Annotated in this window: 18 protein-coding genes; 9 read left to right on the top strand and 9 right to left on the bottom strand. The window is 71.3% G+C overall.

What is annotated here, in order from left to right; genetic code table 11:
* Window positions 1–18: 18 nt before the first annotated feature.
* Window positions 19–1,824: an ABC transporter ATP-binding protein gene (locus KF837_04065; protein ID MBX3226458.1), complete on the bottom strand. Its 1,806-nt coding sequence runs from the start codon at window positions 1,822–1,824 to the stop codon at window positions 19–21.
* Window positions 1,825–2,209: 385 nt separating this feature from the next.
* Here KF837_04065 and KF837_04060 point away from each other — a divergent pair, with 385 nt between their 5' ends.
* From KF837_04060 to KF837_04035, 6 genes are all read left to right on the top strand, one after another.
* Entirely contained in the window at window positions 2,210–2,740 is a 531-nt protein-coding gene (locus KF837_04060; protein MBX3226457.1) for a hypothetical protein, read from the top strand.
* A 34-nt stretch (window positions 2,741–2,774) separates the two neighbouring features.
* Window positions 2,775–3,302 (top strand): hypothetical protein, encoded by a 528-nt coding sequence (locus KF837_04055; GenBank protein ID MBX3226456.1) that lies wholly within the window; start codon window positions 2,775–2,777, stop codon window positions 3,300–3,302.
* On the top strand, window positions 3,299–3,706 hold the full coding sequence (locus tag KF837_04050) for a GFA family protein (GenBank protein MBX3226455.1): 408 nt from the start codon (window positions 3,299–3,301) through the stop codon (window positions 3,704–3,706). Before KF837_04055 ends, KF837_04050 begins: the two co-directional genes overlap by 4 nt.
* A 36-nt stretch (window positions 3,707–3,742) precedes the next feature.
* Window positions 3,743–4,534: a thioredoxin family protein gene (locus KF837_04045; GenBank protein MBX3226454.1), complete on the top strand. Its 792-nt coding sequence runs from the start codon at window positions 3,743–3,745 to the stop codon at window positions 4,532–4,534.
* Window positions 4,531–5,379: a thioredoxin family protein gene (locus KF837_04040; protein MBX3226453.1), complete on the top strand. Its 849-nt coding sequence runs from the start codon at window positions 4,531–4,533 to the stop codon at window positions 5,377–5,379. The genes KF837_04045 and KF837_04040 overlap by 4 nt, the downstream gene beginning before the upstream one ends.
* A 196-nt stretch (window positions 5,380–5,575) precedes the next feature.
* On the top strand, window positions 5,576–6,271 hold the full coding sequence (locus tag KF837_04035; GenBank protein MBX3226452.1) for a hypothetical protein: 696 nt from the start codon (window positions 5,576–5,578) through the stop codon (window positions 6,269–6,271).
* A gap of 20 nt (window positions 6,272–6,291) precedes the next feature.
* Here KF837_04035 and KF837_04030 read toward each other — a convergent pair whose 3' ends face one another.
* From KF837_04030 to KF837_04020, 3 genes are read right to left on the bottom strand one after another with little or no spacing between them, the layout of a single operon-like run.
* The gene (locus tag KF837_04030) at window positions 6,292–7,635 is read right to left on the bottom strand and encodes a transglutaminase family protein (GenBank protein ID MBX3226451.1); all 1,344 of its coding nucleotides are present in this window, start codon (window positions 7,633–7,635) and stop codon (window positions 6,292–6,294) included.
* A complete protein-coding gene (locus KF837_04025) occupies window positions 7,632–10,157 on the bottom strand; it encodes a circularly permuted type 2 ATP-grasp protein (GenBank protein MBX3226450.1) in 2,526 nt (841 codons plus the stop codon). Before KF837_04025 ends, KF837_04030 begins: the two co-directional genes overlap by 4 nt.
* Window positions 10,158–10,179: 22 nt before the next feature.
* Complete coding sequence (locus KF837_04020) at window positions 10,180–13,518, bottom strand: transglutaminase family protein (GenBank protein ID MBX3226449.1); 3,339 nt, start codon at window positions 13,516–13,518, stop codon at window positions 10,180–10,182.
* Between the two features lie 34 nt (window positions 13,519–13,552).
* On the opposite strand from KF837_04020, the gene KF837_04015 reads away from it, so the two are divergent.
* Window positions 13,553–14,620, top strand: coding sequence for a putative zinc-binding peptidase (locus tag KF837_04015; GenBank protein MBX3226448.1), 1,068 nt, complete (start codon window positions 13,553–13,555; stop codon window positions 14,618–14,620).
* Window positions 14,621–14,623: 3 nt separating this feature from the next.
* On the opposite strand, the gene KF837_04010 is transcribed toward KF837_04015, so the two are convergent.
* The 3 genes from KF837_04010 to KF837_04000 form a co-directional block, all read right to left on the bottom strand.
* The gene (locus tag KF837_04010; protein MBX3226447.1) at window positions 14,624–14,941 is read right to left on the bottom strand and encodes a hypothetical protein; all 318 of its coding nucleotides are present in this window, start codon (window positions 14,939–14,941) and stop codon (window positions 14,624–14,626) included.
* A 105-nt stretch (window positions 14,942–15,046) separates the two neighbouring features.
* The gene (locus KF837_04005) at window positions 15,047–17,485 is read right to left on the bottom strand and encodes a VWA domain-containing protein (protein MBX3226446.1); all 2,439 of its coding nucleotides are present in this window, start codon (window positions 17,483–17,485) and stop codon (window positions 15,047–15,049) included.
* Between the two features lie 4 nt (window positions 17,486–17,489).
* On the bottom strand, window positions 17,490–19,985 hold the full coding sequence (locus tag KF837_04000; GenBank protein MBX3226445.1) for an AAA family ATPase: 2,496 nt from the start codon (window positions 19,983–19,985) through the stop codon (window positions 17,490–17,492).
* A 190-nt stretch (window positions 19,986–20,175) separates the two neighbouring features.
* Between KF837_04000 and KF837_03995 the strand changes: the two genes are divergently transcribed.
* Window positions 20,176–21,150, top strand: coding sequence for a hypothetical protein (locus tag KF837_03995; protein MBX3226444.1), 975 nt, complete (start codon window positions 20,176–20,178; stop codon window positions 21,148–21,150).
* A gap of 474 nt (window positions 21,151–21,624) precedes the next feature.
* Here KF837_03995 and KF837_03990 read toward each other — a convergent pair whose 3' ends face one another.
* Entirely contained in the window at window positions 21,625–23,619 is a 1,995-nt protein-coding gene (locus KF837_03990; GenBank protein MBX3226443.1) for a DUF4394 domain-containing protein, read from the bottom strand.
* 244 nt (window positions 23,620–23,863) lie between these two features.
* Between KF837_03990 and KF837_03985 the strand changes: the two genes are divergently transcribed.
* Complete coding sequence (locus tag KF837_03985; protein ID MBX3226442.1) at window positions 23,864–24,817, top strand: TerB family tellurite resistance protein; 954 nt, start codon at window positions 23,864–23,866, stop codon at window positions 24,815–24,817.
* Here the strand turns inward: KF837_03985 and KF837_03980 are convergent.
* Entirely contained in the window at window positions 24,814–25,155 is a 342-nt protein-coding gene (locus tag KF837_03980; GenBank protein MBX3226441.1) for a hypothetical protein, read from the bottom strand. The genes KF837_03985 and KF837_03980 overlap by 4 nt on opposite strands.
* Window positions 25,156–25,209 lie beyond the last annotated feature (54 nt).

The following is a 25,209-nucleotide window of genomic DNA, read 5'->3' as shown; positions in this document are numbered from 1 at the left end:
GGCCCCGCATCCTACCGCTCACGCGCTCGCGCGCACCTCGACGTCATCGCGCTCGTCGGGTTCGTCGCGCTCGTCGCGCTCGTCGCGCTCGGGGAGGAAGCCGCCCGACTGATGATCCCAGAGCTTCGCGTAGACGCCGCGCCGGGCGAGGAGCTCGTCGTGCGAGCCCTCCTCGACCACGCGGCCAGCCTCGAGGACGATGAGGCGGTCCATCCGCCGCACGGTGGAGAGGCGGTGCGCGATGACGATCGCGGTGCGGTCCTTCATCAGCGCCCAGAGCGCCTGCTGGATGTGCTTCTCGCTCTCGGAGTCGAGCGCGCTCGTCGCCTCGTCGAGGACGAGGAGCGGCGCGTCCTTGAGGATCGCGCGCGCGATCGCGATGCGCTGCCGCTGCCCGCCGGAGAGCTTCACGCCGCGCTCGCCGACGAGCGTGTCGTAGCCGTCCGGCAGCGCCTCGATGAACGTCGCCGCGTACGCGAGCTCCGCGGCGCGGCGGACCTCCTCGTCGGTCGCGCTCGGGCGGCCGAAGCGGATGTTCTCGGCGATGGTGCGGTGGAACATCGCCGGGTCCTGCGGGACGCTCGCGACGAGCTCGCGGAGCTGGGCCTGCGGGACCTTCGCGATGTCCTGCCCGCCGATCTCGATCGCGCCGGCCTGGACGTCGGCGAAGCGCAAGAGGAGGCGCGTGAGCGTGGTCTTCCCGCCGCCGGAGCGGCCGACGAGGCCGACCTTCTCCCCCGGCGCGATGCGGAGGTCGAACCCGTCGAAGAGCGGCGCGCGTGAGCCGTAGGCGAAGCGCACGGCGCGGAAGCGGACGCCGGAGTCGACCGGCTCGAACGGCTGCGCCGCCTCGGCGTCGACGATCGCGGGCGGCTCGAGGAGCAGCTCCGTGAACTGCGCCGCGTCGGTGAGCGACGACTCGAGGTTACGGTAAATGCGATTGAACTCCCACATCACGCGCGTCGCCGCCGCGAAGTAGCTGAACGTGAGGAATACCTCTTTGATCCCGATCCCGCTGCTGCGACCGAGCGCGAGCGCGGTGACGAGCCCAAACGTATTGGTCAATACGTAGAGGGGTGAGATGAAGAGGTCGATGCGGTTATTCTGATAAAGCCACGACCTTCGCACCTTCGACATGTAGTCGCGGACGTTCCGCTCGTGGATCGCCGCCTCCTCCGGCGCGCGCGCGAACGCGCGGACGGCCTCGGCGTTCGCGATCGTGTCGGCGACGTGGCCGGCGAGGACGTTGCTCGCCTCCTCGCGGAGCTGCACGTAGCGGTGGCGGCGGGCGAGGAGGGGTCGCGCGACCGCGAACGCGATCGCGATCATGACGACGAGGACGACGACGAGCCACGGCGAGAAGCGCCACAGCACCGCGATCGCGAACGCGAGCGGCAGCAGCTGGCCGAAGATCGAGAACGAGAAGACGTCGAACACGTCCTCGAAGCGCCGCGCGAAGCCGAGCGCCTTCTTCGTCAGCGAGCCGGCGAAGTTGTCCTGGAAGAAGCCGACGTGTTTCTTCGCGAGCTCGTCCATCGCCTCGACGTAGAGCGCGCCGATGCCGTGGGCCTCGAAGACGCTGATCGCCCAACCGGCGAGCCGCCAGAGCCCCTCACCCGCGAGCCACGCGAGGAAGAGGAGGACCACCGGCGCCACGAGCTCGGCCGCGGCCGGCTGCTCCTTTCGCGCGAACGTATCGAGCACCTGCGCGACCGCGATCGGCGGCACGTAGAACACGAAGATGTTCCCGACGCCGGGCAGCAGCAGCGCGGCGGCCGCGAGCCAGGGCCGCGCGCGAAGCCGCCGCCCGTACCGCCGAAACACGAGCGCGAGCGCAGCCCGAAGCCGTCCGGCGTCGCCGCGAAGCTCGTTGGATGGACGCGTAGGCAAAGCGAGAGCTCCTTAGCGCGCCCACCGCGCGCAAGCGACCGCGGCGACCGACGCGGGCAGCGGAACCTAAGCACGAACCGCCCCCTGGCAACCCCACGGACGCGACGGGATTCTTGCTCAGCGCTCCCCCGATCGACGCGACCCACGGAGCACGCGCCGCCCTCGAGGATCGGGAGCTCTTTCGCATGCCAGTGACGCGCAGCCGGAGCGCTTTGAGCTCCATACAGGTGTGCGTACCCGCGAGTTCCGTGCCAGCGTGGGCGCGGAAAAAGCGGCACGATCCGGCGCAACCGGCGCGCGCGAGAGCCGAACCATCGGCATGCACGATGAAATCGAAACGCTGACTCCCGAAGACGAAGGCGCGCTCGCCGAGCTCCTCGCCGCTCGTTCCTCGTTCGACCTCCAAGGCGCCGTGGGCTTCATGCACGCGGTCGTGAGCTCGCCGGCGCCGATCGCGCTCGACGCGTGGCGGCGCGTCGTCCGACCCGACGACGCCGCGCACGACGAGCTCGATCGCCTCCTCTGCGCCGCGTTTCGGGTCGTCGACGTCGAGACGAGCCGGCGGCGACCGTTCACGCCGCCGCCCGCCGACGCCGACGCGTGCGCGTCGTTCGCGCGCGGGTACCTCGTCGGGCTCGAGCTCTGGCCGCGCTCCGTTCCGCGCGACGACCGCGTCCGCTGCGCGGCCTGGGCCTGCGCGCTCGCGGATCGCCTCGATCTGCTGCCCGCGTCGGACCGCGCCCAGTTCCGCCTCACGACCGAGGGCCGCGCCGCCCTCCGCCGCGAGATCGGCCGCTTCATGCTCCTCACCTACGACCTCTTCGCCGCGCCCGCCTTGCTCGCGTCCTGACGGCGGGCCAGAACAAAGGATGCTCGCCGAGCGGATGAAGGCAGGTCCTCTCACGCTCGACGAGCTCGGGCCGATCCTGTCGGACGTGATCGACGAGGTCGCAGCCACACACGCACGCGGGGAGATCGACCGCGGTCTCCGGCCGAGCCGCGTCGTCCTCGAAGGGGGGCGCGCGCGGCTCGTGCCAGAGCCGAACCGGAAGCTGGCCGCATTGGACGATTTAGATTCCTTCAACGTTACCATCGGATCCTTCACCTTCATGGCGCCGGAGCTGGTCCGCGGCTCCGCGAACGTCGACGGCCGCGCGGACATCTACGCGATCGGAGCGATCGCGTTCTCGGCGCTCGCGGGCAAGACGCCGTTCGACGGGCACAACGCGCTCACGCGGATCGCGCTCAAGCTCGATCGACCCGCGCCCACCCTCGAAGAGATCGCGGGCCGCGCCTTTCCGCCGCTCGTGGAGTCCTTCGTCGCCACCGCGCTCGCGCGCGACCGCGACGCGCGCTACCCGAGCATCGGCGTGATGCGCGAGGCCTGGCGTCTCGTATGCTCCGCGGAATGAGCACCACGCGCACCACCTCACGCATCGCGACCTGCAGCTGCGGCCAGCTCCGCGCCACGTGCGAAGGCGAGCCCGTTCGCGTCTCCGTCTGCCATTGCCTCGCGTGTCAGAAGCGGACCGGCAGCGCCTTCGGAGCCCAGGCCCGCTGGCCGAAGGACGCCGTGCGCGTCGAGGGCAACGCGAGCCAGTGGACGCGAAGAGCGGAGAGCGGCAACGCGATCACCTTCCGCTTCTGCGGCGTCTGCGGATCGACCGTGTTCTACGAGCTCGACGCGCTGCCAGGCTTCACCGCCGTGGCGCTCGGCGCGTTCGCCGATCCGTCGTTCCCTCCGCCGAGCTTCTCCGTCTACGAGAACCGCAAACACGCGTGGGTCACGCTCCCGGACGGGATCGACCGCGACTGACGGGAATATTCGGCGCCGCGGCGTGTAGCTCCCCTCGTGGCGCCGCTCCGGATCGTCGTGTTGCTCACGCTCCTCGCCGGCTGCGGCAAGCAGCGCGTCGCGCCGCAGATCCCGTGGGAGCCGCTCGACGCCGGTGAGGTCCATGCGAGAGAGAGCGGCAAGCCCGCCCTCGTCTTCGTGTGCGCCGAGTGGAGCGTGGCCTGCAGGAAGCTCGACGACCAAGCGTTCACGCACCCCGCCGTCCGCGCCGCGAGCCAGCGCTTCGTCACCGTGCGCGTCGACGCGACCGACGACGAAGACCCCGCGACCGCGGCCGCGCGCCGACGGTTCGACCTCGTCGGCCTCCCCACCCTCCTCGCGCTCGACTCGCTCGACGGCGCGCGCGGCGACCTCGAGCGCATTCACACCTTCGTCGAGCCCGCGGAGCTCGCGGCGCGGCTCGACGCGGCGGCCGATCGGCATGACGAGGCGCTGGCGGCCGTGCGCGCGCGCATGAAGGCGGCGAAGCCGCGCGACGACGCGCCGGCGTGGGAGACGGACCTCGCCGCCGCGCGCCGCGACGCCCGCGCCGCGAACAAACCGCTCCTCGTCGTCTCCGCGCACACGTGGACGGAGGAGTCGATGCGGATGGAAGGGAGCACGCTCGCCCACCCGCTCGTGCGCGAGGTCCTCGAGCGCTCCTTCGTCGTCGTCCGCCTCGAGGTCGACCAGCCCGCCCTCGCCGTCGAGGACGCGCACGGCGGAGAGCGCCAGCGCTTCCCGAGCGGGATCGCGGTGGAGACGCTGGTGCCCGCGCTCGAGCAGCACGCGCGAGAACGGGTCCGATGACGACCGCGCGCGTCCTCGCGCTCCTCCTCGCCGCCGCCGCGTGCGGGAAGAGCCCGCGCGTCGGACCGGCCGTCGCGTGGCACACGCTCGACGAGGCCGAGGCGCTCGCGAAGACGGAGAAGAAGCCCCTCTTGCTCCACTTCCAGCCCACCGGCGCGCCCGACGATCGCGCGTTCGACACGCTCCCGGTCCGCGAGGCGCTCGCCGACTTCATCGCGGTGCGCGTCGTCACGAATCGAGAGGAGAGCGCGTACCGCGGCTACGACTGGCGGTTCGGCGCCCCGCGCACGTCCACCACGTCCACCACGATGGCGCTCGGGACCTTCGCCGACGTCCCGCACGCGGCGCGCTATGCGAGCCCGAACGAGCTGTATCGGACCGAGTCGCTCCCGCCGCCGCGGGAGCTCGCCGCGAAGCTGCGGGAGGCGAAGCGTCACCACGACGCGCGGCTCGCGCGCGCGGAGGCTCGGCGCGCGAGGGCGCTCGCGAAGACGCCGCGGCCCCGGATCGACTGGGTGCGCGACGACGTCGACCGGCCGCTCGCGCGAGCGCGCCGCGAGCAGCGTCCGGTCCTCGTCTTCGTGGGGGCCGAATGGGACAAAGGCTCGAAGGAGCTGGAGGAGAGCTTCGCCGATCCCGAGGTCGCGATGATCGTCGCCGACACGTTCATCGCCGTCGCGCTCGACATCAGCGACGACGAGAAGCCGACCGTGAACCGCTGGTGCCGCGAGCTCGCGATCAAGGGGACCCCCACCATCCTCACCCTCGCATCGGACGGCACGCGCACGCGCGAATGGAACACCTACATGCCGGCCGACGTCCTCGCCGGCAACCTCGCCGAGTAAGTGAGAGCAGCGACGCGCGCGGAAACGCTTGTTGACCCGACACTGGGACGACATGATGAAGGATAGTGGCTTGGGGCATCAGAGGTGCGGTCGCCGTCGGCATGCTCGCCGCCTGCGGGCTCGATATCGTCGGCGCGAGGCCCGGCGCCGGTCCGTCCCTGCCCGACGCGGGCGAAGGCCCAAGAGCGACAGCGGCGTGGCGATCCCGCCAGGCACCTCGTGCCCCGCGCCCTTGGCGCTGGAAGGCGAGACGTTCACCGCGCCACGCGCGAAGGGGCTCATCACGATCGACGGCGAGCTCGAGGACTGGGCCTGCGCGCAGTTCTTCAACCTCGACAGCGTGACCGCGACGCACATCCTCGGGCACCGAGACATCCCCAACGTGTACGCCTTCTCGGTCGCGTGGGACGAGCACCACGTCTACGTCGCGGCGCGCGTCACCGATCCGACGCCCGGCAAGAACGGCCATGACTACCTCTGGGAGAACGACGGCGTCGAGATCTACCTCGGCAACGGACCGCGCACGGGGAGTTACTCCCCGCTGGAGTACCAGTGGATCATCGACTGGAACAATCGGGCGCGCACGTACCGGCCCGACACGAGGGAGCCGGACGACGGGTTCGAGCGGGCCGTCCGGACCACGGACACCGGGTACCATGTCGAAGCGCGTATCGCGTCGCGGCTGCTCGCCCGGGACTCGCTCGCTGCGGGGATCACGCTCGGCTTCGCCCTCGCCGCCAACGAGGAGGACGAGACCGCGCGACGGGCATGGCTCATCTGGCAACGCGGTTATGACGTCCTCCTCTCCTGCCCCGAGTGCTGCGGCGCCGAGGACAATCAAGGCGCGCACTGCAACACGCGCTACCTCAACGATCTCGTACTCGCGGAGTGAGCGTAGGACCGCTGGAACGATCAGACCGCCGCCGGCGGCGAGCGCGTCGCGCCGAACACGCTCTCGTAGTCGGCCTCGGGGGCGACCGTGACCGCGATGTCGAGCTCGTGGTCGCCGCCGCCGAGGAGGACGCCGCGGAGCGGGATCACGTCGTCGTAGTCGCGGCCCCAGCCCAGCGTCACGTGCTCGAGGCTCGGGAAGACACCATTCGTCGGGTCGGCGTCGACCCAGACCCCGCCCGCGTCGTCGGGGACGTAGACGCTGATCCAGGCGTGGCTCGCGTCGGCGCCGACGAGGCGCTGGCGGCCCGGCGGCGGATGCGTGAGGAGGTAGCCGCTCACGTAGCGCGCCGCGAGCCCGATGCTGCGGAGGCACGAGAGCATGAGGTGCGCGAAGTCCTGGCACACGCCGCGCTTCAGCTCGAACACCGCCATCACCGGCGTCGAGACCGTCGTCGCCTTCGGGTCGAAGGTGAGCTCCTCGTGGATGCGGTTCATGAGCGACCGCACCCCGGCGAGGATCGGGACCCGCGGCGGGAAGCAGGCGAGCGTCCACTGCGCGAGCTCACGCTTGTTGCGGACGCGGGCGCTCTCGAAGAGGAAGCGCGACGCCTCGAGATCGGCCGGGTGCGGCGGACGCCCGGCGCGGTAAGCGAGGCGGCCGCGGACCTCCTCCCACGGCGGCGTGTCGTCGTCGGCCGGGTATTCGCGCGCGGTGATGTCGACCCAGGTCTCGGCTTGCACCTTGAGCGACGTGTGCTCCGGCTCGATGAACAAAGAGGTAATGGGATTACCGAAGGCGTCCTCGGTAGTGGCCAATATCTCCGGCTCGGGCGTCACCTTGAGGACGTGCGAGCGGCAAGTTTGATAAGAGAGCGGCCGCGGCGCGAGGTGGACGATCTGGCGCGAGAGGCTGACCGGGTGCTCGTACGTGTAAATCGTGTCGTGGACCACCGCGTACGCGCGCGTGGCGGGGGCGACGGGGGAGCGGAGGAACGCGGCGGTGTGCTCCTCGTCGCCGCCGTAGGGATCCGAGCGGCTCGAGGCCTCTTGCGTGCCGTGCGCGAACCGCGTCGGCGGCGGCTCGGTGGCGTGGACCTGCACGTTCGCGTGCGGCGGGGGCGGCGTCGTCGCCTCGGTGTCGGAGGCGTGCTCCTCCTCGTCGTCCGGGCCGAAGGAGCTCGGGATCCCGAACGCGGACGTGCTCGGCGGGCGCGCCGTCTGCGAGTCCGGCGGCCGCGGCCCGACCACGGTGCGCTCCAGGATCTGGGGCGAGCTCTGCGGGCGCATCGTCATCGGATCTTCTTCCGCGCCCGCGTCCTCGTCGCGCTCGTCGCGGTCACGGTTCGGGGGTCGCGTCGTCATTTCGCCTTCTCCCCGATGCCGATCGGCTGCGTGCCCGTGTGCGAGAAGAAGCGGCGCTGGAGCGCGTCCGATATCGCGTACGCCATCCGCTCCGCGCGCTCGAGGATCGACGCGAGGTGCTTGCACGCCTTCTCGAGCTCCTCCCCCTTCTCCGGCTCGAAGCCGCTGAGCGGGAGGTTGCGGAGCGCGGCGATGAGGCCGCCGAGGTCGTCGCCGGACATGTCGCCGCCGAGCTGCGCGTGCGTCCGCACGAGCGTGATCGCGAGGTCGCGCAGCTGGAACGCGATCGCGTGCGGGTTGGTCTCGTCGAGGACGATCAGGTGGAGGACGGGGAGGAGCTCCGGCGCGCGGCGATAGCGGGCGCGGAACGTGACGATCGAGTTCGCGGCCTCGAGGAGCCACTCGAGCGAGTCGGCGCGCTCCTGCGCGGAGAGGTTCAGCACGCTCGCGATCATCCGCGAGAGGTGCACGAGCCGCTCGAGGCGCCGTCCGAGCGGGAGGAACTGCCAGCTCTCGTCGCGCGTCATGTCGTCCATCGCGAAGCCGGCGAGGGACACGCACGTCATCATGACCTCGTCGAGCGAGTCGAGCGCGGCGCCGAGCGGCGCGTCCCGCTTCGGGAGGCGGGCGACGCAGCGCGAGAGCACGTGCCAGTTGTCCGTCGACATGCGCTCGCGCACCTGGTTGCCGCTCCCGTGGAGGCGGAGGACGTTCGCGACGAGCCCGCCCGGGACGCTGGGGTCGATCGCGGCGGCGAGGAAGTCGCGCGCGAGGTCGATCGACGGCGGCGCGGTCACGTCGTCGCCGGAGTCGGGCGCCGGCAGCACCTCGAGCCGGAGCGCGGTCGCCCCCAGCGTGCGGAGCGCGGGCTGCGACGGCGGGGACGCGTCCGCGACGCGGACGAGCGCGGCGCGGAGCAGGCGCGCGACCGCCTCGCAGCGCTCGGCGTAGCGCCCCATCCAGAAGAGGTTTTCGCCGACGCGCGACGCGATGTCGACGCTCGACTGGACGACGTCCTCCGCGCCGAGCCGCGGGCGGCGGAGGGGCACGCGCACGACCGGCTTGTCGGCGAGGATCCAGGTGTCCTTGCTCGAGCCGCCCCACTGCATCGAGACGACGTCGCCGCCGTCGCTCGGCGCGACGCGCGTGAGCGCCCCCGGCATCACGAGGTACCCGTTCGGGGTCGCGACGGCGTAGACGCGGAGCGAGGCCGGGCGCGCGAGGGCCGCCTCCGCCTGCGTGCGCCCCAGCGTCGGGGCGTGCGAGAGCTGCACGTGCTCCTGCGCGACGTAGGCGTGCGGCTGGCCCTGCATCCGATCGACGAGGCGCTCCCGCGCGGCCGCGTCGAGCGTGTGACCGAAGATCGGCTCCATCCGGATCGTCGGATAAGCGGGTTTGATGACGAGGTGCTCGAGGTTCTTGATCGCATATTCGAGCGCGGGCCCCTCTCCGCACCACCACGTCGCGATCCCCGGCATCGCGAGGCGCTCGCCGAAGAGCCGCTCGCTGATCGCGGGATAGAAGCCGGAGAGCGCGCCGCTCTCGAGGATGTTCGCGCCGAGCGAATTGGCGACGAGGACGTTGCCGGCGCGAATGACGTGCATCAACCCCGGAATGCCGATCGCGGAGTCGGGGCGGAGCTCGACCGGATCGCAATAATCGCCGTCGAGGCGGCGGAGGATGGCGTGCACGCGCTTCAGGCCGCGCAGCGTCTTCAAATAGACCATGTCCCCGCGGACGATGAGGTCCTGCCCCTCGACGAGCGGGAATCCCAAATAGCGCGCGAGGAAAGAATGCTCGAAATAGGTCTCGTTGAAGGGCCCCGGCGTGAGCAGCACCGCGAGCGGCGCCTCGCCCGTCTCCTGCCGCGCGCCGCGGTACAACGTGTCCTGCAGCGCGCTGAAGAACGGCGCGAGCGGCTCGATGTGGAGATCGCGGAACGCGTCCGGCAGCGCGCGCGAGATCGTCATCCGGTTCTGGAGCGCGTAGCCGGCGCCGGACGGGCCGCCCGTTCGGTCGGCGAGGATCCACCAGCGGCCGTCCGGCGCGCGCGCGAGATCGGCCGCGTAGAGGTGCATCGCGACGCCGTCCTTCGGCGCAATGCCGATGGCGGGCCAGAGGAACGAGCGCTGCCCGAAGACGAGCGCGGGCGGGAGGAGCCCGTCGGCGAGGAGCGTCTGCGGCCCGTAGAGATCGTTCAGGACCGCGTTGAGGAGCCGCGCGCGCTGCGCGACCGCGGTCGCGATGACGGACCACTCCTCGCTCGGGAGGATGAGCGGCAGGAGATCGAGCTCCCACGGCCGGCTGCCCCCCTTCGGATCGGCGTAGACGTTGTAGCTGACGCCGTCGGAGGCGATCGCGTCCTGGACGAACTGCTTCCGCTCCTGGAGCGTGTCGCTCGGCAGCGCGCCGAGGTGCGAGAGGAGCGCCTGCCAGTGCGGGCGGGGGCGCAGTCCGCCGTCCACCATCTCGTCGTAGCGAGACGCCGGCGGCACGTAGCTCGAGAGGATCCCTTGCGTCACGGATGGAGAGAGGCCGAGTCTACTACCTCGACGGCGCCGCGCGGCGGAGATCCAGCGTGAAGGGAAACTCCGGAGAAGGCGGGGCGGCCTGCGTCACGATCCGCTGGCGCGGCGTGTGACCGGTCTCGAAGAAGCGCGCGCGCCGCCGGCCCTCGGCCTCGAGCGCGTTGACGGGGCGGGTCTCGTGGCTCCGGCCGCCGGGGTGCGCGACGTGGTACTCGCACCCGCCGAGGCTCCGCTCGTTCCATCGATCGACGACGTCGAAGACGAGCGGCGCGTGCACGGCGATGTGGGGATGGAGGCAGCGCGGCGGCTGCCACGCGCGGAAGCGGACGCCGGCGACGAGGTCGCCCGCCTTCCCCGTCGGCTGAAGCGGGACCTCCACACCGTTGCAGGTGAGCACGAAGCGCTCCGGGTTCCACCCCGTCACGCGCGCCTCCACCCGCTCGAGCGACGAGTCGACGTAGCGCGCGGTGCCGCCGGCGGACGCGTCCTCCCCCATCACGTGCCACGGCTCGAGCGCGGAGCGGAGCGTGAGCTTCATCGCGCGCGTCTCGATCGCGCCGATGAGCGGGAAGCGGAACTCGAAGTGCGGCGCGAACCAGGTCGCGTCGAAGGCGAAGCCGGCGCGCCGGAGATCGGCGATGACGTCCTCGAAGTCCTGCCAGACCCAGAACGGGAGCATGAAGCGATCGTGGAGCTCGGTGCCCCAGCGCGTGAGGCGCGCGGGCGCGAACGGCTCCTTCCAGAACGTGGCGAGGAGCGCGCGGAGGAGGAGCTGCTGGACGAGGCTCATCCGCGGGTGCGGGGGCATCTCGAGCGCGCGGAGCTCCACGAGGCCGAGGCGCCCGGTGGCGCCGTCGGGGGAGTACAGCTTGTCGATGCAGAACTCGGCGCGATGGGTGTTGCCGGTCAGGTCGACGAGGAGATCGCGGAAGAGGCGATCGACGAGCCAGGGCGGGACGTCTTCGCCTTTCGCCGCGCGGCGGTCGAGCTCCGCAAAAGCTATTTCGATTTCGAAGAGGGAGTCGTTCCGCGCCTCGTCGATCCGCGGCGACTGCGACGTCGGCCCGATGAACATCCCGCTGAAGAGGAACGAGAGCGACGGGTGCTGGTGGAAATAAGCCACCATGCTGCGAAGCAGATCGGGGCGCCGCAGGAACGGGGAGTCGTTCGGCGTCGCGCCGCCGAGGACGACGTGGTTGCCGCCCCCGGTCCCGGCGTGCCGCCCGTCGATCATGAACTTCTCCGCCGCGAGGCGCGTCTGGCGCGCGGCCTCGTAGAGGTGCGTCGTGCGGTGAACGAGCTCGTCCCACGAGCCGGAGGGGTGGATGTTCACCTCGATGACGCCCGGGTCCGGCGTCACGCTCAGCCGGCCGAGGCGCTCGTCGCGCGGCGGCGGATAGCCCTCGAAGAGGATCGGCAGCGCGTGCTCCTTCGCCGCGGCCTCGATCGCGCCGACGAGTTCGACCCAGTCGTCGAGCGCCTCGAGCGGCGGCATGAACACGCGGAGGACGCCGTCGCGCGGCTCGACGCACATCGCGGTCTTCAGGACCCACGGCGCCGACTTGCCCGCCTCCGGCGCGCGCTCGTCCGCCACGCCGGGCTTCTTCGCGCGCTCGGCGAGCGGCTCCGCCTCGTCGCTCGGATCCTTCGGGCTCGGCGGCACGAGGTCCTTCGGATCGATCCAGGGCGTCGCGTCGAGCGGGAGGCGGAGGCCGAGCGGCGAGTCGCCCGGGGCGAGGAAGCAGTGCTCGCCGCGGAAGTGCCAGCGCGAGGTGCGCCAGCGCGCGGCCTCGCCGGCCCCCCCCTTCGCGCGCGCGGCCTTCGCGGCGGCGGCCTCGAGCGGGTCCTTGCCGACCGGCAGCACCGCCCCGCTCGCCTCCTCCAGCCCCTCGGTGAAGAGGCGGCGCAGCCGCTCGCGCTCGAGCGGATCGGTGAGCTTCGAGGCGGCGGGGTCGACGTTGATCGGGAGTCGGCGCTCGCGCCACGCGTAATAATAGGCGTCTTCGTAGGCGGGAAATACGAACTTGGGGTCGAGCCCGAGGTTCTTCGCGACGGAGCGAAGGAGCTTTTCGGCGTTGGCCGGACTGGCCACTTGGGTGTCCGGCTTCGTCTCGTCCGCGATGAGCGCGCGATCGGACCAGAGCGGCTCTCCGTCGTTTCGCCAGTAGAGGTCGAGCGACCAGCGCGGGAGCGGCTCGCCCGGATACCATTTGCCTTGTCCGAAATGGACCAATCCGCTCGGCCCATATTCGTCGCGGAGGCGATGAAAGAGCTCCGCCGCGAGCTTCTTCTTCGTCGGCCCGAGCGCGGCGGTGTTCCACTCCGCGCCCTCGAAGTCGTCGGCGCTCACGAACGTGGGCTCGCCGCCCATCGTGAGCCGGACGTCGCCGGCGCCGAGGGCGGCGTCGACGCTCCGCCCCAGCTCCGCGATCGCCCCCCACGCCTCCTCCGTGTACGGCTTCGTGACGCGCGGCTCCTCGCGCACGCGCGTGACGCTCATCTCGTGGGTGAAGGTCGTCTCGCACGCCTCGAGCGCGCCGCTGATCGGCGCCGCGAGCGAGGGCTCCGCGCTGCACGCGAGCGGCAAGTGACCCTCGCCGGCGAGGAGGCCCGAGGTCGGGTCGAGCCCGATCCAACCCGCGCCCGGGACGTAGACCTCGCACCACGCGTGGAGATCGCAGAAGTCGGAGCTCGGTCCTTCGGGCCCCTCGAGCGGCTTCGTGTCGGCGACGAGCTGGATGAGGTAGCCCGAGGCGAAGCGCGCGGCGAGGCCGAGGCGGCGGAAGACCTGGACGAGGAGCCAGCCCGTGTCGCGGCAGCTCCCCGACCTCTTCGCGAGCGTCTCCTCCGGCGTCTGGAGGCCGGGCTCGAGGCGGACGAGGTATTTGATCGTGTTGCAGAGGCGCTGGTTCAGCTCGACGAGCACGTCGATGAGCGTGCGCGGCTCGCGCGACACGGACGCGACGAGCTCGGCGAGGAGCGGCGTGCTCTCGCCGACGCGGAGGTACGGCGCGAGGTCGACCTTCAGCTGCGGGTCGTACTCGAACGGCCATTTCTCGGCGTAGGGCTCGACGAAGAAGTCGAACGGGTTGTACGCCGCCATCTCGGCGACGAGGTCGACCTCGATCTCGAGCGCGGTCGTCTTCTCGGGGAAGACGAGGCGCGCGATGTAGTTCGACTGCGGGTCCTGCTGCCAGTTGATGAAGTGCTTCGCGGGCGTGACCTTCAGCGAGTACGCGAGGACCTTCGTCCGGCAATGGGGTGCGGGTCGAAGCCGCACGCTCTGCGGCCCCAGGGAGACCGATCGATCGTAGCGATACGAGGTTCGATGATGCAGGGCGACGTGAATGGACATCGAGCATCGCAAGGCTACCTTGGTTCTCCCCTCGATGAAGGTCTTCCATTGCACACACTGCGCGCAGCTCCTGTTCTTCGAGAACTCGGTCTGCGTCCCGTGCGGGCGCGCGCTCGGCTACCTGCCGGAGGAGGGGCTCCTCGTCTCGCTCGAGCGTCCCGCCGGCGCGGAGGGCCAGAACCGCTGGCGCTCCGAGCGGACGGGGCGGACGTACCGCCTCTGCGATAACTATGTAAAGTACAACGTCTGCAACTGGGTCGTGCGGGAGGACGATCCGGAGGCGCTCTGCCGTTCGTGCCGGCTCACGAAGACGATCCCGAACCTCGGCAAGGCCGGCAACGATCGGCTCTGGTACAAGCTCGAGGTCGCGAAGCGGCGGCTCCTCTACACGTTCGATCGGCTCGGCCTCCCCTACCGCGGCCGGCACGAGGACCCCGAGCACGGGCTCCAGTTCGATTTCATGGAAGAGGCGCTGACGGGCCACGCCGAGGGCGTCATCACCGTGAACATCCAAGAAGCCGACGACGCTCATCGCGTGAAGACGCGAATCGAAATGCAGGAGCCTTATCGGACTTTGCTCGGGCACTTCCGCCACGAGTCAGGCCATTATTACTGGGAGCGCCTCATCTCCACGTCGCCCGCGATCGGCTCGTTCCGCGTGCTCTTCGGGGACGAGCGCGCCGACTACCAGGACGCGCTGAAACGCAATTACGGCCAGGGCCCGCCGCCGAATTGGCAAGACGAGTACGTGAGCTCGTACGCGGCGATGCACCCGTGGGAGGACTGGGCCGAGACCTGGGCCCACTACCTCCACATGGTCGACACGCTCGAGACCGCCTCCGCGTGCGGCGTCTCGATCGAGCCGCCGCGCCACGACGAGCCCACCCTCCTCGAGGTGCCCAACCCGGTCGGTGACGCCGACGTGAGCTTCGAGAAGCTCATCTCGAGCTGGGCGACGATCACGTACGTCCTCAACAACCTGAACCGCGGCCTCGGCAACGACGACGCCTACCCCTTCGTGCTGTCGGACACCGCGACGAAGAAGCTCCACTTCGTCCACACTACGATCGCCGCGCGCTCGACGCGCTTCGCGGCTGGCTGAGCGTTACTTCTTCTCCCAGAGCGCGACGCGGCGGGCGGTCTGCTCGAGGCGGGCGTGGAGGTTGAAGTGATCGACGCGGGCCTTGCACGTGGCGTCGGCGTCGCACGCGGCGGTGCTCGCCTTCGCCGCCTCGAGGTGCACGCGCGCGCTCGCGACGTCGCCGCTCCGGAGCTTCGTCTGCGCGAGGTCCACGTTCGTGGACGCGACGTCGTACTGGCTCACCGGCGGCGCGGCCTTGTGGTGCCCTGCAGCAGCGACGGCCGAGATGCTGCCGATGCCGAGCCCGAGTGCCGCCGCGAGGGAGAGGACGATGAGGCGCATACCAACCAACGTTGCAGTCCGTGTGCCGACGCGGATCGGCGAAAGCGCACATCTCGCACCGTCTGAAACTCCGAGAAACCGCGTGTTGCGAGCCCCACAACAGGGTCATCGATCCCCCAAGCGAGGATCGCCGGGTGACACTACCGCGTCGTGAAGTGCGCGTAAGGACGAGGTTATTGGCACTGGAAAATTCCGGAGGACCGCGCGGTACGACGCCGGCGTGAGGCGGGCGTCGGGGAGGATGCGCTCGATGAGGTCGATCGCGTCGGCCCGCCGCGTGAGGGTGCTCCCGCCGAGCAGCGCCACCACCTCGGCGACGGAGGCGAGCGCGCAGACGACCGCGTCGATGTCGTCGCGCTCCGGCGTCCCGGGCGCGGGCAGCGCGGGATCGTCCACGCGCGCGGGCGTGCCGGGGGCCGGCGGCGGGAACCATCGCGCGAAGCGGGCCTCGAGGGCGACGCGGTCCTTCCGCAGCGCCTCGAACCGCGCGCGCTCGCCCTGGCAGAGGGCCTCGTGCTCGAGCCCGACCTCGACGCGCGCCCGCGCCTCCTCGTCGAGCCGCTCGAGCGCCTCGTGATCGCGCCGCCGATCGATCTGCTCGAGCTCCTCGACGAGGCCGCCGAGCTCGTCGTCGAGGGCGCGCGGATCCGCCGCGAGGCGCGCCCACGTCTCCGGCGCGTGCACCGCGTCGCCGAGGACCTCACCCGCGACGATCGCCTCGCAGTCGGCCTGCTCGATGAAGTGGTAGAAGGCGGCCTCGCCCTTCGCGCGCTGCCGGGCGACGAGGCCGCGCAGCGCCGGGTTCTCCTCGCCGATCGCGATGACGCTGACGCCGATCGGCAGCCCCACGATCGCGTCGCGCGCGGCGACGAGCGCGGCCTCGTCGACCGGCGCCTCGCCGTCGGTGATGAGGACGATCTGGGCGCGCGCGAGGTCCGGATCGCCCGCCCGCGCCTCCGCGATCTGCGCGATCGACGACGCGAGCGCTAGTTGGATGTTGGTCCCGCCCTCGCGGTTCGCGCTGACCACTTGGCGAATGGCATCTTTCGCCTCCGCGATCGTCTGCACCCGATGAACCGGCCCGAGCTTCGTGTTGAAATAGCGATAAAAGAGCGTGCACCGCACGTTGCGCGGCGTCTCGAGCCGCCGCATCAAGGTGGTGAGCTCCGCGACGAGGATCGCGTCCCGCACGCGCGCGCGGGTGCCCCACATCGAGGTCGAGCCGTCGAGCACGTAGACGCGGACCTCGCCGTGGAGCACCACCCGCGAGCGGCGCGCCGGCTCGTCGCGCACGTAGCGGCGCGCGAAGAGGCGCCCGATCGCGAGGTCGAGGAGGATCGTGCGCGGATCGCCGACGAGCGCGTCCCGCAGGTCGTTCACGTCCTCCGCCGTCTGCAGGATCATGTCGCGCGTCGGGTGCTTCACGACGCGCGGCACCGTCGTCTCTTCGACGACGCGCACCGGCGCGAGCGTGCCGCCGACCTCGAAGAAGCCGTCCGCCGCGATCGCCGCGCGCGCGATCGCGGCGCCGGCGTCGGCGGGGATGGCGGTGAGGAGCCACCGCGCCTGCTCGCGATCGGACTCCGCCTCCGCGACCGCGATCGTCGTCTCGGCGTCGGAGCGCGCCTCCGCGATCGCCTCCGCGACGAGCGCGACGGTGGATCCGAGCAGCTCGTTCGTCGACTGCTCCGCCGAGGCCGCGTGCGCGTCCCCGCCGATGCGGCGGAGCGCGCGCCCCGCGCGGATCGAGAGCTCGCGGTCGCCGTTCGCCTCCAGCGCGCCGAGGCAGCCGTAGAGGAGATCCGTCTTCCGCCGCGTGAGCGCCTGCCGCGCCTGGTGGACGAGCGAGACCTCGGGATCGACGCCCGCGCCCTGGAGCCGATCGATCCGCGTGATCTCCTGCGCGAGCCAGCGCGCGCGCATCCCGACGCCGCCGCGCTCGAGCGGCAGCGCGGCCGCGGCCTCGAGGAGCCGCTGCCGCGCCGCGACGAGGAGCCTCCGCCGCCGCCCCAGCATCAAGCTCTCCGCGCGGGCGGCGGTCATGAGGTGATCGATCGTGGCGAGCTCGAGGTCGACGAGCCGGTGGTCCTCGCCGTCCTCCTCCTTCGAGGGCCGCTCGATCCTGAGCGGCGCGAGCGGCGGGAGCACCACGCTCGGATCGGTCCGCAGCGCCTCGTAGACGACGTCGGCGTCGCGGTCCTCCGCCGTGACCGCCTCGCGCGTGAGGGCGAGCACGCCGACGACGCGGCGGAGCCAGAGCACGTGCGCGATCGGCGCCTCCTTCTTGACGATCGTGACGCGCTCGAGCATCGACACGTTCGCCTCGAGCTCCTTCTCCGCGTGGGGGAGCTTCGCCGCGATGTCGTTCCAGTCTCGCGTCTCGTCGCGGAGGAGCGCCACGAGCTCCAGCGTCGCCTTGCTCTCGAGCTTCGCGCGCCATCCCGCCAACGCGAGGACGGGCCGCACGATGCGGAACAACGTCTGCGCCTCGATCGCGGCGGGGCCCTTGAGGATCCGATCGAGGCGGTCGGCCGTCTCGTTCATGACGTCAGGAGCGCGGCCCCAGGATCTCGCCCCACGCGGCGTCGGCCCGGACGCGGCGCAGATCGACGAGCGCCTTGCTCGACGCCGCCTCGAGGGCCTCGATCCGCGCGCGCATCGGGCCGACCCGCTCGGCCGCCTCCGGGAACACGTCGGCGATGACGCGGGCCTCGAGCGTGAAGCGGAGGAGCGCGCCCTCCTCGCGCGTCACGACGAAGAACTTGCTCGCCTCGAGCGCGGCGAGGTCCGACCGCGCGGAGAGCTGGCTCCACCACGTCTCGACGAACGCGACCGCGCGATCGATGCGCGCGAGGTCGAGCGTCACCACCTCCTGCCGCAGCGTCTCCGGGAGCGCGGCGATCACGTCGCTCATGCTCGAGACGAGCGCGTCGGGCGTGTGCGCGAGGGCGGGCTTCTCCGGCGACGTGCGGAGCGCGAGCTCCGTCGTCGTGAACGCGAGCGACACGCGCTGCATGGAGGAGCGGAGCGCGCGGTAGCCGTCGTAGTCCCGCACCGGCGACGGCGGCACGGTCCCCTTCCCTTGCTCCGAGCGGACGAGCGCCTCGACCGCGAAGCGGAGCACGGTCGTCTTCGGGAGGACGGCGCGGAGGTTCGAAGCGTGCAGCGCGTCGACGAGCTGGCCGACCTGCTCCACGAGCGCGGCGCGGTCGGTCGTGTTCACGCGCGCGAAGGCGGCCTTCACGAGCGGCTCGATGCGGGCGCCGATGACCTTGGTCTTGAGCGAGTCCGGCTTGCCGCCGAGCGCGACGAGGCGCGCGCCGATCGTGTCGATCTGCGCGAGCGCCGGCGCGAGCGCCTTCAGGAGGACGCCGAGGTCCTCGTCCCCCACCCGCTTCAGGGAGTCGGCGACGGCGTCGCGGAAGCCCGCGTCACACGACTCGACGAGGTCGTCCTCGACGCGCGTGACCGCGAGCGACGTCGCGCGCTCGGCGAGGTCGGCGTCGAGGTCCGCGCCCGCCGCGCGGAGCCGCTCGCACGTCCCGAGGATCACCTCGAGCCGATCGAGCGAGTGGCCCATGAGCGACGCGCTGTCGAGGAGGATGCGGATCGCGCGGCCGCGGAGCCAGCGCGCGACGGGACGCGTGGCGCCGCTCGCCTGCTCGAGCCCGTCGGCGAGGGTCGAGAGCTCCGTCACGACCGCCCCCGCGTCGTTGCTCGGGCCCGCGCCCGCGGTCGCGCCGGCGCGGAGCGCGCGCTCGGCGAGGTGGCCGAGCGTGGTGTCGAGGAGCGCCTGCGCCTGCTGCGCGCCGGGCCCGCCGGCGTCGCTCACCTTCGCGAGCTCGGCCGCGGTCTCGAGCAGCGGCGCCGGCGCGGGCGCGGCGATCGCCTCCTCGACCTTCGCCTCGAGCTTGTTCTCCTTCCGCGGCTCCTTCTTCTTCGCGGCGGGCTTCGGCAAGCGCGCGAGGGCGCGATCGAAGATCTCGCGCTCGGTGCGGAGGATCGAGAGCTGCCGCCGCTCGCGCGGATCGGACTCCCGCTCGATCAGCCGCGCGAGCGAGCCGTGGCTCGGACCGGAGAGGAGGACGGAGAGGCGGAGGAGCGCGAGGTCCTGATGCTCGGCCTCGAGCGTGCGCGTCGCGCCGTTCATGATCGCGTCGTAGACGCAGATCGCGCGGAGGATGCGGCCGAGCCGCACCGCGGTGCGGGTCGAGAGGTAGCGCGTCGCGAGGAACGTCGGATCGTGCTTCGCGGCCTGGGCGAGGTCGGCGTCGAGGTGCTCGAGCAGCGTGCAGAGGGCCCCGCACAGCTCGTCGCCGACGACGACGCGGTCGGCGATCGCCTGGAGGACGTCGAGGTCCTGGATCGTCAGGAGCGACGTGAGCGGCCGCCGCGCGCCGCCGATCTGCGAGCGCACGACGCGGCCGAGGCTCTCTGCGTCGCTGAACCCCTTCGGGATGAACGACACGAACGCGATGCGATCGACGAAGGCGAGCAGCGTCTCGCGCGATCCCTCGAGCACCTCCGCGAGGTATCGGTTCGTCGTCATCAACGCGCACTCGATCTGGCCCGCCGTCGTCTTCGTGCCCTGCTTCAGCTCGCGCTCCTGCAGGACGTTGAGGGTGGTGCGGAGCAGCATGTCGCGCCCGTCGAGCACCTCGTCGAGGAAGGCGTGCACCGCGCCGAGCATGCCTTCGTCGGTGAAGTGCTCCGTCCGCCCGGACTGCATGAGCGTCTTGAAGTCGATCGGACCGACGAGGTCCGTCTGCACGGTGCTCTCCGTGAACTGCCGCGCGAAGACGCTCGGCTTCCCGGTCCGCTCGTCGACGATGCGCCCGAGCACCGCCGCCGCGACCCCGCTCTTCGCCGTCCCCGGCGGCCCGGTCATCAGCACGTGCTCACGCGCGAGGAGCGCGAGCGCGATCTGCGCGAGCAGGTCCTCCCTCTCGACGAAGGTGCGCGCGAGCTCCTGAAAGAACCCACGAAACCTCCCCGCCGCAGCTTCGACCTCAGGGCTCATCATGGCGAGGTTCGCCGTCATCATCGCGGACTCTAGCCTACGTCAGGACCTACCTTGGCGCCTCATGGGATGGGAGTCGCCCTCGGTGGGGTCGGCGGGTGGGTTTCAGATTCCACGTTTGCTGGAGAACGAGCGTCGTCACTGCGTGCAGATCGCACGTAGCTGGAAAGCTGCGCGGGGAGAGGACGGTACGAACGATGCTCTCTCGTGGAGCATGACGAAGCTCCGCGCGGCGCTGTTCGCGAGCATCCTCTCCGTCGTAGCCGGCGCCGGCGCCGGCTGCGCCGAGCCGGTCGAGAAGGAGATCGCGCTCGGCGCCACGAGCTCGCAGCTCAAGGTCTTGCGGGAGGTGCTCTGGAAGGAGCCCGGGAAGATCCCTGTCTGCTGGGAGACGCCCGGCTTCGAGAAGGAGAAGGAGTGGACGAAGCAGAGCTTCACCGACAGCTGGGAGAAGAACGACCGCGCCGTCCGCTTCACCGGCTACGGCGCCTGCACCGCGAGCTCTCCCGGCATTCACATCCGCGTGGCGAGCGGCGGCGACGGCCCGCGCGTGGAGGCGTTCGGCAACGAGCTCGACGGTATGCCGGGCGGCATGGTGCTCGACTTCACGTTCGCGAACGATCCGTTCTTCGGCGCGATCTGCCGCGGGAACGAGGCGAAGCGCGAGCGGTGCATCAAGTCGATCGCGATCCACGAGATGGGCCACGCGCTCGGCTTCCTCCACGAGCAGGAGCGGCTCGACACGCCGCAGTCCTGCGAAGATCGCGACCCGTTCCAAGACGGCGAGGCGATCGGCGCTTGGGACCTGATGTCGATCATGAACTACTGCTACCCGGACCGCTTCACCGTGTTCCCGACGACGCTGAGCCCCGGCGACATCGCCGGGCTCGTCCAGATGTACCCCCCACCGCCGGAGCCCGCCCCAGCGCAGTCGACGGAGACCGACGACGACACGTCGACGACGAAGCCACAATCCGATTCGATCGACGACGACGGCACGACAAAGAAGAAAACGAAGTCGACGGACGACGAGGACGACGACGACACTCCGAAGAGGAGGAAGAGAAAGTACACCGCGACGCCGCCTGCGGGGTGCAGCACGGCCCCAGGCGCGCCCGCTCCTTCGACCGCACTCTGGCTCCTCGCCGCCATCACCTGCGTGTCACGCCGCCGCCGCCACCCGAAGTAACGCCCACAAGACACGCCCATCCACGACGCGCACCACGGACACCTGCGAACACGACCCGTCCACGACGCGCCGTCGGGCATACCGCGGACACCTGCGAACGCGACCCATCCACGGCGCGCTGTCGTGAACACCCGCGAACGCGATCACCCACGACGCGCCGTCGTAACGCCGCGAGCGCGTGCACGAACGCGTGCGAACGCGACCATCCACGACGCGCCGTCGGGCATACCGCGGACGCCTGCGAGCGCGCACATCCACGGCGATGCCGACGACGCCGCGAGCGCGGGCGTGAACGCGAATGGATGCGAGTGCGACCGTCCGCGACGCGCGGTCGGACGCCTGCGAACGCGACCATCTACGGCGACGCCTGCGAACGCTTGCGTCCAACGGGCGCGGTCGTGCGCGACCGCGGGTGCGAGCGTGGTGCGAGCGTCCGCGGACGCGCTTCTTGCGCGCCCGCGGAACGGCATCGGCTTAGCGTGACTGGCGGCGGCGGCGGACGAGCCAGAGTGTTGCGAGCGCGAGGCCGAGGGCGCTTGGGGCCGAGGCCATCGTGGGGGCGCTGCGGCAGTTGCAGCCGTCGTCGTCCTCGCCGCCGGGCGTTGCGCCGGGGACCGAGGTTCCGCCGTCCGGCGGAGGCGTGGTACCGCCGCTCGTGCTGCTCGTGCCGCCGGTGCTGCTCGAGCTGCTCGTGCTGCTCGAGGTCGAGCCGGAGTCGGGCTCCGTGCCCGCGTCGCCCGGATCCGACGGGACCGGGACCTCGACCGCGATACCCGCGACGAGGTCCTCACCCTGAAGCCCGGGGAGCGGGCCGATCAAGCGGCCGAAGCGCGCGGCGATGTTGCCGGCCGGCTGCTCGCCGAGATCGATCTGGTAGAAGCGCGACGTCGGCGTCCCGCCCGCGTTGAACGACGCGTACGCCGTTCCGTCGGGCGCGATGTCGAAGCCGACGATGCTGGCGTCGCCGGTCGCCGCGCTCCCGACGCCGGCGCGCGCGACGAAGAAGAGCTGGCCGCCGTTCGGACCTCCGTCGACGACGCCGCCGTCCGCGAGCGAGCCCTGCGAGAAGAGCGAGCGCGCAGCCGGGTCGAGGAGGAGGAGCCGCGTCCCGCCCGTCGGCGCCGCGACGTTGTTCGTGTACGCGACCGCGCCGCCGGAGGGGCTCGCGCCGGGGTCTGGTCCGTCCTGCACCTCGAGGTCGGTGTCGGTCCCGGCGTCGCCGTCCGCGATCGCGATGCGGTAGTTCTTCCCCGTGTTGCTCGTGATGCGGAGCGCGTCGGCGACGGGGTTGAAGTCCATGCCGAAGGCCTCGCCCTCGACCGTGAAGCCGGCCGCGTTCACGACCGTGGCGGCCGCCGTCGTCTTGTCGACCGTGTAGAGCTTGGCGACCGTGCCCGCGACCGCGAGCGCGTAGAGCTGACCCGTCTTCGGGCGGAAGTCGATCGCGTGCACCGCTTCGCCGGCGCCGAGCCCCGTGATCGCGGTGGGCTGCAGCGTGAAGACGCCCGGGTCCGACGCGTCGAACTTCAGGAGCTTGTTGCTCTTCGTGACGGCGAACACCGGCGCCGCCTTCGGCGCACCGAGCGCGACGACGTCACGCGTGTCGGCGGGGAGCGCGCCGACCGACGTCGCCGCGCCGGTCTCGAGGTTGATCGTGTAGAGCGTCGGGGCGCCGCCGCCGGTGGACAGCGACGCGTACGCGACGCCGGTCGCGGTCGAGATGTCGAAGCCGCCGTGCGTCGCGGGGTCGGCGTCGAGCGTGATGTTGAGCGATCCCACCGTCTGGACGCAGCCGTCGTTGAGGTTCGCGTTCCCCATCCGCACGAGGCTCGAGCTCCGCGCGTCGATGCCGTACTGGAGGAGCCCCTGGTTCGAGCCGTCCGCGTCGGTGAAGCCCGCCGCGCCGCCCACGTTGTTCCGGTACGCGACGCCGATCACGAGCGGCCCGTCGATGGGCTCGATCGGCGCGTCGAGCGTCGGGCACACGCCGGCGACCGGGTACTGGAGCTTCAGCTCCGGCGAGGCGCCCGCCGGGAGCTGCGTCGCGTCGGCCGGGTTGAGGCGCAGGTTCTCGCGCGCGGTGCTGACGACGCGGATGCGGTCGACGGACGGGTTGAAGTCGATGCCGAACGACGGGCCCGTCAGCGTCACCGCGTTCGTCCCGACGCGCGTCGCGGTGACCGCGTTGCCGGCGATGGCGAGCGTGTAGAGCTTGCCGGACTGCGCGATGCCGTAGAGCACCCCGGTGTCGGGGCGATGATCGATCGAGACGAGGACGTCGCCCGTGTCGAGCCCCGCGATCGGCTTGTCGGGATCGACCGTGCCCGGCGTCGCGCTGTCGAACGTGACGAGGGCGCTCGTGGACGTCGACACCTTCAAGGCGACCAGCGGCTCGGCGTGGGCCGCGACCGGCGCTCCGAGCATTCCTGCAAGCACACCGAGTCCAAGGGCGATTGAACGCTTCATCATGGGAAAGGCTCCTTCGGCAAGAACGGCCCGAGAGGGCCGCAAGTCTGCAGAATCGCGCAGCCTACGCACGAGACGAAGCGCCGGAGCAGGATCCGCGAATTTGCTGCGCGGGAGTCGCACGCGCTGCGACGCGCATGCACGCTGCCGCGATCGCGTTCCCCGACGGCGCGGGCTCTTACGCAGGGTCGGGATCCGGGTCGCTGCCGCGGTCGTGCTATGGGGGGCGGCGAAGGGAGAGAGAACCATGAGCCAAGCGGAGGTAACGGCGGCGCTGCGCGTGATCGGGGCGGTCGCGCGGGCGGACGGGAAGATCAGCGACGAGGAGCGCAAGTTGTTTCGATCGGCCGTGGCGGAGCTCGTGCCGGTGGTCGAGGGGAAGTCGCTCGAAGACCTCCTCACCGAGCCGTCGGACCTCGAGGCCGATCTCGCCGCCGTGACCTCACCCGTCGTGCGGCGCGCCGTCTTCGAGGTCGCGTACGCGATGGCGACGAGCGACGGCGCCGTGCAGTCCGAGAACGACGTGCTGAAGAAGATCCGCAACGCGTTCTCGGTCGAGAGCGGCGACGGACAGCTCGACGACTTCCTCCGGCGCCGCGCCTACGACCTGCCGGTCTCGCCCGCGCTCGATCCGGTCGAGCGCCAGGCGCGCGTGAAGGCGGTCCTCGCGCGGCGCACGATGAACGCCGCCATCCTCGGCGCGCTCCCGATACCGTTCGTCGGCGACGTCGGCGTGCTCTTGCAGCTCGGCGCGGTCGTCGACGAGATCTCGATCTTGTGGGGCCAGCCCCTCACCGGCAAGGAGAAGTGGACGCGCTTCGCGTCGATCCTCTCGATCGCGATGGCGCAGAGCGCGGCGCACTCGCTCGTGAAGATGATCCCGGGCTGGGGCACGCTCGCGGGCGCGGTCAGCGGCGCGGTCGTCTCCTACGTCGCCGTCGGCGCGGTCGGGCGCGCGGTGAACCACTTCTACGAGACCGACGGCAAGGCCACGCCCGCCGAGCTGCGCAAGGTCTTCAGCGAAGAGAAGGGGAAGCTCCGGAAGGAGTACGGCGCGAACGAAGCGAAGGTCGAGCAAGCGAAGGCCGCCCACGGCGCCGAGCTCACCGCCCTCGCGGAGCGCCTCGCCGCGAAGGAGATCACCTCCGAGGAGTACGAGCGCAAGGTCAACGAGCTGCTCGGACAAGCGTCCGCGAGCTAACGCGTCGGGAACGGGACGCCGGGCGGCGGGTCCTCGGGCCCGCCGCTCGTGCTCGTGGTGGTGCCGGTGCCGCTGCTCGTGCCGCTGCCGGCGGTCGTGCAGTCGCCGTCGTCGACGGCCTCGTTCGTCGCGGTGCCCTCGCCGGTCGTCGTGCCGCCGCTCGTCGAGGTGCCGCCGCCGACCACCGTGCCGCTCGTCCCGCCGCCTGCGACCGGGCAGTTCGTCCCGACCGAACGCGTGTTGCCGGTGCCGGTCTCCGTGCCCGTGTCGTCGTCGCACGCCGCGACCAGCCCGCACCACGCGAGCGCCGCGAGCACGGCCGCCAGCTTCTGCTTCATCACGGAGTCTCCACCCTCCCTCGAGATGCAAGCGCGAGGCCGTCATGAGAGCGC

Origin of the sequence: Labilithrix sp. (genome assembly GCA_019637155.1) — a bacterium.
Lineage (GTDB): Bacteria > Myxococcota_A > Polyangia > Polyangiales > Polyangiaceae > Labilithrix.
This window is presented reverse-complemented; position numbering and strand designations above follow the sequence as displayed.